This is a genomic window from Fibrobacter sp. HC4, assembly GCF_023373925.1.
In the GTDB taxonomy this organism is placed as follows: Bacteria; Fibrobacterota; Fibrobacteria; order Fibrobacterales; family Fibrobacteraceae; genus Fibrobacter.
Map to the genome: position 1 here is coordinate 22331 of NZ_JALCZV010000029.1, position 12252 is coordinate 34582.

A 12252-nucleotide genomic window follows, 5' to 3' on the forward strand; every position below is an offset into this window, starting at 1 on the left:
TAATATGAGTAACTACTATAACATGCCGAAACTCCCGACCGAAAACAGCCCGAAGGTTGAAATCTTCGTGGATGACAAGGCCGTGATGGTTCCTGGCGATACTAACCTCCTCGAAGCCCTGAAGGCTGTCGGGATTGAAACTCCGCACGTCTGTTACCATCCGTATCTGCCGGTTTCCGGTAACTGCCGTCAGTGCCTGGTTGAACAGGAAGGCCCCCGTGGTCGTATGCTGGTCATCTCCTGCTATACTCCTGTCGCTCCGGGTATGAAGATTTATACTCCTGCTTCCTCTGCTCGCGTCAAGAACGCCCGCAAGGCAACTCAGGAATTCATGCTGGTGAACCATCCGCTGGATTGCCCTATCTGCGATAAGGCTGGCGAATGCACCCTGCAGGAAAACTACATGGAATGCGGTCAGAACGAAGGCCGTCTCCGTCCGGAATATGGTAAGAACTACCACGGCAATCCGGTTCACCAGTTCGTTGACGCCAAGGGCCAGGTCCGTGGCGGTAAGCACGTGGATATCGGTCCCCGAATCCTTCTCGACGAAGAACGCTGCGTACAGTGCGACCGTTGCGTCCGCTTCATGCGTTCTGTGGCCAAGGATGAACAGCTGCAGCTTGCAGGCCGTGCCGACCACACTTACATCACCACGTTCCCCGGCGAAAAGCTGGACCACGAATATGACCTCTGCGTCACTGACGTGTGCCCCACCGGTGCAATGACTGCCAAGTACTTCCGTTTCCAGAAGCGCGTATGGCTCCTGAGCCACACCCCGACCATCTCCATGGATGACTCCCTGGGCGCAAACATCTGGATCGACCATGCCGACGGTAAGATCTACCGCGTCATGCCCCGTTGCAATCCGGAAGTGAACCGCAGCTGGCTCTCTAACACCAGCCGTATGGCATTCCAGAACTTTAACAAGAACCGTCTCCCCGCAATCGGTGGCGTCAAGGTCATCAAGGAAGCTCTCGCTTCTGCAACTGGCAAGATCGCTCTCGTTGCCGGTGGCGAATGCACCATCGAAGACTTGGCTGCTCTCCGCATGCTGAAGGAATCCCTGGGTGACCGTGCCGATATCTTCGGCGGTTCTCTCAAGATCAAGTCCGAACCCGATGGCATCGCCAAGAGCGGTGACCCCATGGCAAACCGCGCCGGCTTCAAGCTCCTTGGCCTTGCCGACGACAATCTGTGGGATCTGGCTCAGAACGTTTCCAACTACTCCGTGCTGGTCTGCGTGAACAACAACATTGTTGGCGATGGCAACAAGTCCATGGACGTAATCGAAAAGATTCCGACCCGCATCGTTCTTTCCGCTTTCAATGACGAAACTGCAAACATGGCTACCCTTGCTTACGGTATCAGGCACTGGAGCGAAGTCCAGGGCACCATGGTGAACTCTCTCAACATTCTCCAGAAGTTGAACGCAGCTCCCACTTGCCCCGATGCAGAACTGAGACCCGCTTACGAAGTTCTCTCTGAACTGGCTGGCAACACCTTCACCTGTGCATACGACGCTTTCAAGAAGGCTGCCGAATACGCCCCGGCTCTCGCCGGCCTCGCTTACGACAGCATCAAGAGCACTGGCCTTCATCTTGAAGGAGGTAACGCATAATGGATATTATTGAATCCAAATCCTGGGTTGAATGGCTGATCACGATTGCGAAGTTCGCCTTCTGCTTCGTGCCGGTCCTTTACATCCTCCTGTTGATTCCTATGGAACGCCGTGGCGCCGGCTTTATGCAGGACCGTCAGGGCCCCAACCGTTCCTACATCAAGATCCCGTACTTCGGCAAGATCCGCTTGCTGGGTTACGTGCAGAACATGTGCGACGGTACCAAGCTGTTCTTCAAGGAAATGTTCGCTCCCAAGGGCGCAAGCAAGTTCCTGTACTACGTGGCTCCGGCAATCCCGTTTGCCATCGTGTTCCTGTCTCCCTGCGTCATTCCCTGGTTCGGACCTCTGGTTTTCGAATGGGGTGGCAAGGTCGTGACGATCAGCGGTTCCATCCTTGATACCGAAGTGGGCATCTTGCTCCTGTTCGGTTTCTCTTCTCTGTCTGCATTCGGTGCTGTCCTGGCTGGTTGGGCTTCCAAGTCCAAGTACAGCTACCTGGGCTCCCTCCGTACTTCTGCAATGACCATTAGCTACGAAGTCTGCCAGGGCCTTTCCATGATGGGCCTCCTGGTGCTCGCAGGCTCCTTCAGCCTCACCGACATCGTTAGCTGGCAGGAACACCACGTCTGGGGTATCGTTGCCCAGCCGGTGGCTTTCTTCTGCTTCCTCATTGCAACTATCGCCGAAACTGGCCGTGCTCCCTTCGACGTTGCCGAAGGTGAACCGGAACTGGTTGCTGGTTACCACACTGAATACGGTGCAATGCAGTTCGGTATGTTCTACATGGGCGAATACGCTCATATCTGCATCGCTTCCTTCCTGGTGGCAACCCTCTTCCTGGGTGGCTACTCTGTACCGTTCGTTACTACCGAAACCATGCAGGCTCACATGGGCGGCTCCCTGGCCATCCTCTGCTGGGTGCTTGCATTCCTCGGCCTCGCATTCCTCCACATGATGCACCGCTACTCCAAGAAGCTCCGCGCTTCTTCCCAGAGCAACAAGATGGTGATCCTGCAGGAATACAAGCTGTACAAGCTGGTTGCCGGTATTGCTACCGTCGTGTTCATCGCTGCCGGTGTCGCTTCCTGGATGTTCTACACTCCGGAAATCGCACATACCGCCGCTGGCGTCAACACCATCGGTACTGCTCTCGGTACTGCTGTTATCCACCTGCTGGTTCTTGTCGTCAAGAGCGTGTTCTTCTGCTGGGTCTGGATTTGGGTCCGTTGGACTCTGCCCCGCTTCCGCTATGACCATGTGATGAACCTCGGTTGGAAGATTATCCTTAACATCGCTATCCTGAACCTCGTCGTGACCGCAGTTGTCGCAAAGCTCGTTGGAGGTAACTAATGGCTCGCGTTATTAAACAGAAACCCATGACCGTCATCGAACGCCTCTACATTTTCGAGGCTATGCGCGGTCTGTGGACCACCCTTAAGCATGCTGCCCGTGGTTTGTTCCGCTACGAAGAACTTCCCACTATTTCCTACCCGGAAGGCCTGCCCGAAGTTCGCAACACCTATCGCGCCAAGCATCGCTTGATGCTCCGCCCCGATGGCACTCCCCGTTGCGTTGCTTGCGGCATGTGCGCTGCAGCTTGCCCTGCTCACTGTATCTTTATCGAAGCAACCCAGTCTGACGATCCCCGTATCGAAAAGCGCGTCATGCGTTTTGACATCGACCACCTGGTTTGCGTGTTCTGCGGCCTTTGCGCCGAAGCCTGCCCGGTAGATGCTCTCCGCATGGATACCAAGCAGATCGTTTTTGAACATCGCAACCGCGAAGATTTCGTGGCACACCTGGCCGATCTCATCGAATGGGATCCGAAGGATTACCCCGAAGACGCACAGAGCCAGATGGCTCCGGGCGGTACCAAGAACGCCGAGGCCCGCAAGGTCTGGGGAATGGAGGTTAAGTAATGCTCGCCCTGATTTACTTCATTGTCCTTGGAATTATCGCAATTGGCTCTGCCGTTTGCGTGCTCCTTTCCAAGCATCCGCTCTACGGAGCTCTTTCCCTGGTTCTTACCATGCTCTCCCTGGCCGGTATCTACGGCCTGCTGGGTAGCCCCTTCATGGGCGTTGTCCAGATCATGGTTTACGCAGGCGCAATCATCATGTTGCTCACCTTCGTGATCATGGTGCTGAACGCCGGTAAGGACAGCAAGACTCCCATGTTCGACAAGGTTTCCCTGTTCGTGATTCCGGCCGTGATCGTTCTCGCCGGTCTCGTGGGCTTTGCCCTGGTTCGTGCTCCCATCGTCTTCGATGCTACCACCCTCCGCGGCTCTGTAAAGCTCACCTCCGAAACACTGTTTAACGTAGCTCAGGAAGGCCCCGGCTACTTCGTCCTGTTCGAAGTCCTCGGTCTGTTGCTCCTTTCTTCCATGGGTGCCGCTGTGCTCATGGCCAAGAAGCGCCTTGGCTCTGAAATCGAGGAGGAAAAGTAATGGAACTCCAAGCTATGTATGTTCAGATTTTGGCCCTGGTGATTTTCGCCATCGGCCTTATCGTGGCCATTTCCCGCAGAAACATCTTCTTCGTGCTCATGGGTGTTGAACTCGCCCTGAACGCCGTGAACCTGTCTTTCGTGGGCTTTGCCAAGACCCTGCCTGCCGAAATGAGCGTTGCAGGCCAGATCGTGCCGCTGTTCGCAATTGCTGTTGCAGCTGCCGAAGCTTGCGTGGGCCTTGCCATGGTCATCATGATCTTCCGTAACCGCGAGAGCGTTGATTCCAACGACTTCTCTAACTTGAAGGGGTAATAATCAATGACTAATTTACCGCTTTGGTTTATTCCGCTCTTCCCGCTCATCGGTACCATCCTTTTGGGTACCATCGCCGTGATTTCTTCCGGCAGCAAGAAGGGCCCTTCCGAAGGTTTCGTTGGCGCGCTGGCCGTGTTGTTCCCGGCTCTCGCTTTCGCTAGCGTTGTCCTGCTGGCTTTCGGCATGCCCGAAACCGGCATCCGTCAGACCCTCTGCAACTGGATCGACGTCCCCATGCTCAAGGTGGACATCGGATTCCTGTTTGACGGTCTGTCCCGCATCATGCTGCTGTTCGTCACTGGCATCGGCTCCCTGATTGCGCTGTACTCCATCGGTTACATGCACGGCGACCGTGGCTTTGCCCGCTTCTTCGCCTACATCAACCTGTTCCTGTTCAGCATGATCGTGCTGGTCCTTTCCGACAGCCTTCTGCTTACGTTCCTCGGTTGGGAAGGTGTGGGTCTCTGCTCTTACCTGCTGATCGGTTTCTGGAACCACGACGTGAACAACTGCAAGGCTGCAAACAAGGCCTTCATCGTGAACCGCGTGGGTGACATCGGCTTCCTCCTGGGTATGCTGGTGCTCTGCACTATCGGCGGCTCCGCCATCCTCAACTACGATCAGCTGGCTGCATTCATCCAGATGGTCGTTTCCGGTGGCCACGTTGAAATCGTCATTCCGTTCCTGTCTCTCGCCGGTATCTGCTTCTTCGTAGGCTGCACCGGTAAGTCCGCCCAGATTCCTCTTCTCACTTGGTTGCCCGATGCAATGGCTGGTCCGACCCCGGTTTCCGCCCTCATCCATGCTGCAACCATGGTGACCTCTGGCGTGTATCTGCTTGCCCGTCTCGGTTCTATGTTTGCCATGCTCCCCACCGTGCTTGATATCATTACCGTTGTCGGTATGCTCACTGCATTCTGGGCCGCTGTGGCTGGCCTCTTCCAGAACGACATCAAGAAGGTGCTGGCATACTCCACTATCTCTCAGCTGGGCTACATGTTCATGGCTGCAGGTGTGGCTGCATTCGATGCTTCCATCTTCCACGTCTTTACCCACGCCTTCTTCAAGGCAGCCCTGTTCCTCGGTGCCGGTGCCGTGATTCACGCCCTGGCTGGCGAACAGGATATGCGCAAGATGGGTGGCCTGGTCAAGAAGGTTCCCGTTACCGCATGCGTCATGATCTTTGCATTCCTGGCCATTATCGGTATCCCGGGCTTCGCCGGTTTCTGGTCTAAGGACCTGATCCTGGAACGTCTCTACATGAGCGGTCCCATGGGCCCCTACTACTATGCAGTTGGCCTCCTCACTGCTGTTATTACCGCTGTCTACATGGGCCGTCTGATCATCCTGACCTTCTTCGGTTCCTATCGCGGTTCCAAGGAAAGCGAACATCACATTCACGAAGCTCCGGCTTGCATGCTGATCCCCATGGTGATTCTCGCCGTTGGCGCAGTGTTCTCCGGTTATATGTGGGCAGATTCCATCGGCCTTACCTTCTTCCGTGATATGCTGGCTCCTGTTGTTGGTGCTGCACAGCTCTCCGTGGCTCACTCCGAAGCCCACGTGAACCCCATGGTGTTCGCCGGTCTCGGCACTGCCGCTGCTGTTCTCGGTCTCGTGATTGCCTGGGCCAAGTTCGGCAAGGCTCGCATTCCTGAAGCCAAGGGCTCTTCTGCTCCTACCGGCAAGATGGCTACCTGGACCTTCCTCTTCGATATCATTCACGGTTGGTTCATCTGCCTTACCAATGTTGTTGCCTGGATTATCGAAAACTGCGTGGATAAGCTGGTTCAGTTTGTCCAGTGGCTGGTAGCCGGCATTGTTGAAATCCTGGGTGATGGCGTTGCCTCCTTCCAGGTTCGCAAGGTTCGCCTGCAGCTCGCTCTTAGCGTTGCCGGTGTTGTAGCCCTTGTGCTCGTTGTTCTTCTGACCGGAGGTATGATCTAATGCTTCTGCATCTCCTCGTCTTGGCTCCGTTCGTTGCCGCTATCCTCATGGTGGCAACCTCCAAGGAAGATCCCAAGTCTTCTTCCCGCCTGGCTTTCCTCTTCGGCCTTGCCTTTGTGGGCATGTCCGTCGCTCTGATCGCCGGTGGCAACCAGGCTACCGAAGCTGTGGAATGGTTCCGCATTCCTGGCGCAAAGGGCCCGGTTTACTACTACCTGTACAGCCATGGTCTGGGCGCCTGGATGACGCTCCTTTCCTCTGGTCTTTCCCTGGTGGCTCTCATCACTGCTCGTAACACTACCTGCAAGAACTACCGCAACTTCGCAATCGGCATCTTCGCCTTGATGGGCGCCATGAACGGCACCTTCCTGGCCGCCGACGCAGTGCTGTTCTTCTTCTTCTTCGAAGCAATGGTGATCCCCGCCGCAATCCTTATCGCCGGTTTCGGTGGCAAGGATCGCGTCAAGGCTGCTATGACCTTCGCCATCTACACCCTGGTGGGCTCCGCTCCCATGATGGTGGCTCTGTGGTACGTGCTGACCAAGGCTGACAACTCCCTGCTCCTTTCTCTGGCCCTGGCTATCCAGAACATGGATCCCGCCGTCCAGACCTCTATCCTCGTTTGCTTCCTCCTGGCCTTCATGGTGAAGACTCCGATCTTCCCGTTCCACGGCTGGCAGGCAATTTCCTACTCCGAAGCTCCCGCTCCGCTCTCTGCAATCCTTACCGGTGCAATGAGTAAGGCTGGCGTCTTTGGTTTCATTGCCTGGATCCTCCCGATTTTCCCGCTTTCTATGACTGCTGTCAGCACCATGATGTGGCTGGGCCTCGTGACTGCCGTTTACGGCGCTCTCATGGCTCTCCGCGCCAAGGATGCCAAGAAACTTCTGGCCTTCAGCTCCATGGGTCACCTCGGCCTGGCTGTTGCCGGTGTCTTTAGCCTTTCCGAAGCTATGCTCCCCGCAGTGCTGGTGCTCCTGGTGGCACACGGCCTCTCCGCAGGCGCACAGTTCCTTCTGATGGGCATTGGCGAACGTATGACTGGAACTCGCGAACTGGATAAGCTTGGCGGTCTTGCCCGCAAGACTCCGGTGTTCGGCACCCTGTTCGGCTTTGTGGCTGTGATGGCCCTGGCTGTTCCTGGTACTGCAGGCTTCGTCGGCGAATTCACCGTGCTCCTGTCCCTCTGGGATATGGGCCCGCTCCCCGCACTGGTTGCTGGTCTCACCATCATCCTCTCTGCCGCTTACATGCTCCGCTTCGTCCAAAAGGTTATCTTCGGTGAACAGAAGTGCGAAGTGACCGGCACCCAGATGACTGCCCTGGAAGGTTCTTCCATCGGTATCATGGCCGCCCTGCTCCTGGTGTTCGGTATGCATCCCGCATTCATCACCAACGCTCTGCACCTCTTCGACGAACAGGCTGTGGAACAGATGGCTAAGCTCTCCGGCAACGCCCAGCAGATCGAAGAAACTGCCGAAAACGAAGCAGTTCCCGCCGCTGAAGCTGCCGCCTCCGCCGAAGACGAAAATATCGCAAGCGTTGCCCAGCCCATGACCGAAGAAGACTTCCGTCAGCTGGATTCTAACCTGGCCGCCAACGGTTTCAGCGAAGAAGAACGCGCATCTCTCATCAAGCAGCTCCGCGAAATGGATGTCGACACCGCCGCCGCTTCCGAAGCCGCTGTTGAAGGAGGTAACAACTAATGAGTAACATGATCATTCTCTTGCCGGTTATCCTGGTTGCCGTTGGCGCCCTGATTTCCTTGGCTGCAGAACCCTTCATCAAGGACGAGAACAAGCATAAGATCCTTCCCTGGGTCGCTTCCGCATTCGCCCTGTTCGCAGCCGGTGCCTACGCCCTGGTCACTACCGATACCTTCTACGGCCTCTATGCCATGGATCCGGCCCGCCGCCTCCTGGGTGTTGCCATTGTGCTCTGCGCCTTCCTGGGTATCGCTGGCCTCCAGTGGACCCTGGGCCACGAAAAGTTCAAGGGTGGCGAAGCTTATGCCCTCCTGATGCTTGCTACTACTGGCGCCCTGCTCATGACTCAGGCCATCGACTATGTGGCCCTGTTCCTGGGCATGGAACTGGCTAGCTTCCCGATCTACGCCCTGGTGGGTATTCGCCGCAAGGATGCAAACGCTAACGAAGGTGCCTTCAAGTACTTCGTTTCCGGTTCCATCTTCAGCGCCATCTTCCTCTACGGTGTGGCTATGGTTTACGGTGCTACCGGTACTACCAGCTTCAATTCCGCCATTCTCCCGGGTCGCGAAAGCATCTACGGCATTGGCGTGTTCATGACCGTGATTGGCCTCCTGTTCAAGGCTGGTGCCGCTCCTGTCCACTTCTGGGTGGCTGACGTCTACACCGGTGCTTCCGTTGCAGTGACCGGCTTCATGGCTGCAGTTGTTAAGGTTGGCGCTCTCGCCGCCCTGGCTTCTGTATGGCTCGGCATCCTGGTGACCAAGGCTGGCTCCGCAGCCGCCTGGAACCTTGCTGAACAGGTGACCATCGGTTCCCAGTCCAAGGGCCTCTACTATGTGGTTGTTATCGTGGCTCTGCTTTCCATGGTGTTCGGTGCCTTCGGCGGTCTCGCCCAGAAGTCCATCCGTCGCATCTTGGCTTACTCCGCCGTGATGAACGCCGGCTTTATCGTAATCGGCCTGCTGCTGCCCAACTACGCTGCAAACGGTACCGTTCAGATGGGCCCCATGTTCTACTTCCTGGTGACCTACGCCGTTGCATCTGCTGGCGCCCTCACCGGTATTGCCTACCTGTCTGGCCGTGACGACCGCAACGAAACTCTGGAAGCAATCCAGGGCCGCGGCCGCAAGCGTCCCTTCGTTGCTCTGGGCGTGACTGTCTGCTTGGCAAGCCTGGCTGGCCTTCCGCCGGTTGCTGGTTTCCTGGCCAAGTTCACCCTGTTCACCGACGCATTCGCCGCTGGTATGGGCTGGCTCGCTGCCGTGGCCTTCGGCCTCTCCCTGGTGGCTGCCGTGTTCTACCTGCGCATCGCCTTCGTCCTCTTCATGCCCCTCAAGCCTGAATGCGAATGCAAGTGCGTATGCGCCAAGAGCGCACCCTTCAGCTACCTGCTGAAGTTTGCAGTGACCGTTGCCGCTATCGCCCTCCTGGTGGTCGGCGTGATCCCCGGCATCGCCCTGATCTAATCAGTTACAGGACGTCATTCCTGAACTGACCCAAAGTCATCCTGAACTTGTTTCAGGATCCCAGGATCTCAGGATCCTAAACTTCGAAAACGCCTCGTAGGAATCCCCTACGGGGTGTTTTTGTTTATAAGCGGATTTTATAAAGTACTTGAATGAATTCGCCTTCTGAACATTTTTGGGGTTCGTGTGTGACAAGGAACAAAAAATAGGGGGGAAAGCGGAAAAGGAACGCCTGATTTTGTAAGAAAATTAGTGACAATAATGCAATGAAAATTTATCTTTCGTCACTGAGAAAGATCAAGGTTTGTATGAAAAAGATAATCTATGCTATGACTTTTGCCGGCATCTGCGCTGTAGGCGCTAATGCTGCTATTACCCCGAAGATACCTTCCGTAGACGTAAAGGATGGTTGTTACCAGATTAGTACGGCTGCAGAACTTTATGGTTTTGCCGCGGTAGTTAACGGCACGAGTGGTCAGACCGCAAATAAGACTGCTTGCGGTAAGCTGACCGCTAATATTACCGTGAACAGTAGTGTTCATGAATCCACTGGTGAAGGTTGGCTGGTTAAGACTCAAGGTAACCTCATTTACTACAAGTATGAAGGTGGTGTTATTAATACAACTGTTGATCGCGAATCCTGGACTCCGATTCAGGGTTTTGCAGGCAAGTTTGATGGCGGTACGTACTCCATTAGCGGCTTGTATCTTTGGATAACCTCCAATGCAGGTTTCTTTGAATCCATTTCTGGTGGTGCGGTCATTAAGAACCTGAACATTCGCGACTCCTATTTTAGAGTGGAACCTGAGAATGCAGGCGGCTTGGCGGTTCGTGTAGAAAAAGGTAATGGCAAGCTGATTCGTATTGATAATAGTTCCTTTGGCGGTACCGTCGCTGGCGGATATTACAAAAACAGAACGACTAAAAACGGTGCCAACATTGGTGGCCTTATTGGCACGGTGAAGGATGGTGCCAGGTTGGTCATTTCCAATAGCATTAACCATGGTCGTGTATTCTCTTCCTATACCGATAGAGCCGGGTTAAGTAAGGTTATGGATGAGGAAACCTTGACCGGAACCAATATCGCAGGTCTCATTGCCAATGTGGAGTCTGGTGCTGTGGCAAGTGTTGCAAACTGCTATAACATCGGTACCGTTGATGCCAATTCTGGTAGCTCTGGCCTTAACGCTACAGTTGGCTCCGCTGCAGGTACTCTCGAAACAGATAACGTAAACTGCGAATCTGGTACTACAGGTTGCACAAAAGGAAAGGATTCCACAAATCTTACCTCTAGTTTTAACAGCTATGACCAGTCCAACGTTTTCGCTTATTACGATCCCGAAACTGTTGAATCTATCATTGGAGCAGACTCTCATCCCGGCGTAACCATCTCTGAAGACGGCTTGACCCTTACTGCAACCATTCACGACGATGCAACGACATTCTCTATTCCTCAGGATATCAAGGTCGACACGGTTGTTTTCACCCGTCAATTTACTGCAGGAGGTTACTCCACTATAACATTGCCCTTTAGCATTGAATCGTCTAAAATCAATGAAGGTGCAAATACTTTCGCAAAACTTAAGGAAGTTACGGAAGAAGATGGCGTGTTTACTGATGCTGTTGGTGAATCGACCACTTCCCTAGAAGCCTACACTCCGTACTTGCTTACCATAAACAGTGCCGAACTTCTCGTCTCTGGCGCCGTCACTCTCAAGAAAAATCCTGAGAGCGCAACAACTACTGTTGATGACTGGTCCTTTATCGGAACCATGGCAAAGAAGCGCTGGCAGGATGATGATAAAAAGCAGGAAAATGCTGATGAACTGGGCAGTGTTTATGGATTTGCTGGCTCCGCAAATAAGAATAATCTTGTTATCGGTTCCTTTGTCAAGGCTGGCAATAAGGTGGCAATTCTCCCCCTACGCGCTTACCTGATTTATAATGGCAGTGAGCCCGAGAAAAAGCCTGCCGCTCCCGGCGCCGAATATGCTCCTGCTGCAGTGGCGTCCATCGACAAACTTCCTGAATCCATGAGGGTGATTATCGTTGACCCGGCTCCGGCTGATACTGATGAAGATGACAATCAGATAACTGCTATCAAGAATCTCAAGGCCCCTGCAAACATTGTCAAGTCAGATCGCTGGCACGATGTTACTGGCCGCAGCATGAACAAGCCCAAGGCTCAGGGCGCATACGTTAACTACCGCACTCCGGTTATCGTCAAGTAAGGAGCGAACAATGAACATCGAAAAGAATCTCGAAAAGAAAGAATACGTTGCTCCGCAGATGACCGTTATGGACATGAGCATGACATCGTTATTGTGTGCCAGTGGTGAAGAAATAAAGCTCTTCTCTGCCGAAGATGATAGTGATGATGATGTCTATTTCCAATAGGGCTGCGATTCGAAGCTGACAAAAACATCTGCTATTTAATCCCTCCGCGGTGCGATTGCGCCTGCGGGGGATTTTTTAATGCTGTAAATAAAACTTCCCTCAAAAAAGTGGATCTTTTCTCTCCGTGAATTCTGGCAAAAGTCTCCTGTAAAATGCATAATAAGCAGCCGACAATTGACAAAGCCCTGTAAAGCACGCTCGACAGAGCAACTTCAATTGACAAAGCCCTGTAAACCGCGCCCCTCCGGTGTCCACGACTTGTTCGGGGATCTCCTTTGTTCGTGCTAAAAAATTTTACAATCATTTTTCAAAAAATCGGGATCCATTCCCCGCAAAAAAGCGTGTAT

The 12252-nt window shown here is 54.1% G+C and carries 10 protein-coding genes; all 10 read left to right on the forward strand.

All coding sequences use genetic code 11. The features are described from left to right. Nucleotides 1-4 precede the first annotated feature (4 nt). The 10 genes from MMG03_RS14840 to MMG03_RS14885 all read left to right on the forward strand — a co-directional run bounded on the left by MMG03_RS14840 (nt 5) and on the right by MMG03_RS14885 (nt 11905). Nucleotides 5-1618 (forward strand): 2Fe-2S iron-sulfur cluster-binding protein, encoded by a 1614-nt coding sequence (locus MMG03_RS14840; RefSeq protein ID WP_073286196.1) that lies wholly within the window; start codon nt 5-7, stop codon nt 1616-1618. After that, complete coding sequence (locus MMG03_RS14845) at nt 1618-2970, forward strand: complex I subunit 1 family protein (RefSeq protein ID WP_073159652.1); 1353 nt, start codon at nt 1618-1620, stop codon at nt 2968-2970. Before MMG03_RS14840 ends, MMG03_RS14845 begins: the two co-directional genes overlap by 1 nt. Further along, nucleotides 2970-3539, forward strand: a complete 570-nt coding sequence (locus MMG03_RS14850; RefSeq protein ID WP_249506626.1) for an NADH-quinone oxidoreductase subunit I — start codon at nt 2970-2972, stop codon at nt 3537-3539. Before MMG03_RS14845 ends, MMG03_RS14850 begins: the two co-directional genes overlap by 1 nt. After that, complete coding sequence (locus MMG03_RS14855; RefSeq protein ID WP_073159654.1) at nt 3539-4069, forward strand: NADH-quinone oxidoreductase subunit J; 531 nt, start codon at nt 3539-3541, stop codon at nt 4067-4069. Before MMG03_RS14850 ends, MMG03_RS14855 begins: the two co-directional genes overlap by 1 nt. Then, nucleotides 4069-4383: an NADH-quinone oxidoreductase subunit NuoK gene (gene nuoK, locus MMG03_RS14860; RefSeq protein WP_073159656.1), complete on the forward strand. Its 315-nt coding sequence runs from the start codon at nt 4069-4071 to the stop codon at nt 4381-4383. The genes MMG03_RS14855 and nuoK overlap by 1 nt, the downstream gene beginning before the upstream one ends. Nucleotides 4384-4389: 6 nt before the next feature. Then, a complete protein-coding gene (gene nuoL / locus MMG03_RS14865; protein WP_073159658.1) occupies nt 4390-6333 on the forward strand; it encodes an NADH-quinone oxidoreductase subunit L in 1944 nt (647 codons plus the stop codon). Continuing rightward, nucleotides 6333-8039: a NuoM family protein gene (locus tag MMG03_RS14870; protein WP_249506627.1), complete on the forward strand. Its 1707-nt coding sequence runs from the start codon at nt 6333-6335 to the stop codon at nt 8037-8039. The genes nuoL and MMG03_RS14870 overlap by 1 nt, the downstream gene beginning before the upstream one ends. Then, nucleotides 8039-9508, forward strand: a complete 1470-nt coding sequence (locus tag MMG03_RS14875; RefSeq protein ID WP_073238391.1) for an NADH-quinone oxidoreductase subunit N — start codon at nt 8039-8041, stop codon at nt 9506-9508. Before MMG03_RS14870 ends, MMG03_RS14875 begins: the two co-directional genes overlap by 1 nt. A 308-nt stretch (nt 9509-9816) precedes the next feature. Continuing rightward, the gene (locus MMG03_RS14880) at nt 9817-11739 is read left to right on the forward strand and encodes a hypothetical protein (protein WP_249506628.1); all 1923 of its coding nucleotides are present in this window, start codon (nt 9817-9819) and stop codon (nt 11737-11739) included. A 10-nt stretch (nt 11740-11749) separates the two neighbouring features. Then, the gene (locus MMG03_RS14885; protein ID WP_170932350.1) at nt 11750-11905 is read left to right on the forward strand and encodes a hypothetical protein; all 156 of its coding nucleotides are present in this window, start codon (nt 11750-11752) and stop codon (nt 11903-11905) included. The last annotated feature ends 347 nt before the right edge of the window (nt 11906-12252 follow it).

Coding starts and splice junctions, on each gene's coding strand:
- MMG03_RS14840 (WP_073286196.1), top strand. CDS start 5: ATGAGTAACTACTATAACATGCCGAAACTCCCGACCGAAAACAGCCCG.
- MMG03_RS14845 (WP_073159652.1), top strand. CDS start 1,618: ATGGATATTATTGAATCCAAATCCTGGGTTGAATGGCTGATCACGATT.
- MMG03_RS14850 (WP_249506626.1), top strand. CDS start 2,970: ATGGCTCGCGTTATTAAACAGAAACCCATGACCGTCATCGAACGCCTC.
- MMG03_RS14855 (WP_073159654.1), top strand. CDS start 3,539: ATGCTCGCCCTGATTTACTTCATTGTCCTTGGAATTATCGCAATTGGC.
- nuoK (WP_073159656.1), top strand. CDS start 4,069: ATGGAACTCCAAGCTATGTATGTTCAGATTTTGGCCCTGGTGATTTTC.
- nuoL (WP_073159658.1), top strand. CDS start 4,390: ATGACTAATTTACCGCTTTGGTTTATTCCGCTCTTCCCGCTCATCGGT.
- MMG03_RS14870 (WP_249506627.1), top strand. CDS start 6,333: ATGCTTCTGCATCTCCTCGTCTTGGCTCCGTTCGTTGCCGCTATCCTC.
- MMG03_RS14875 (WP_073238391.1), top strand. CDS start 8,039: ATGAGTAACATGATCATTCTCTTGCCGGTTATCCTGGTTGCCGTTGGC.
- MMG03_RS14880 (WP_249506628.1), top strand. CDS start 9,817: ATGAAAAAGATAATCTATGCTATGACTTTTGCCGGCATCTGCGCTGTA.
- MMG03_RS14885 (WP_170932350.1), top strand. CDS start 11,750: ATGAACATCGAAAAGAATCTCGAAAAGAAAGAATACGTTGCTCCGCAG.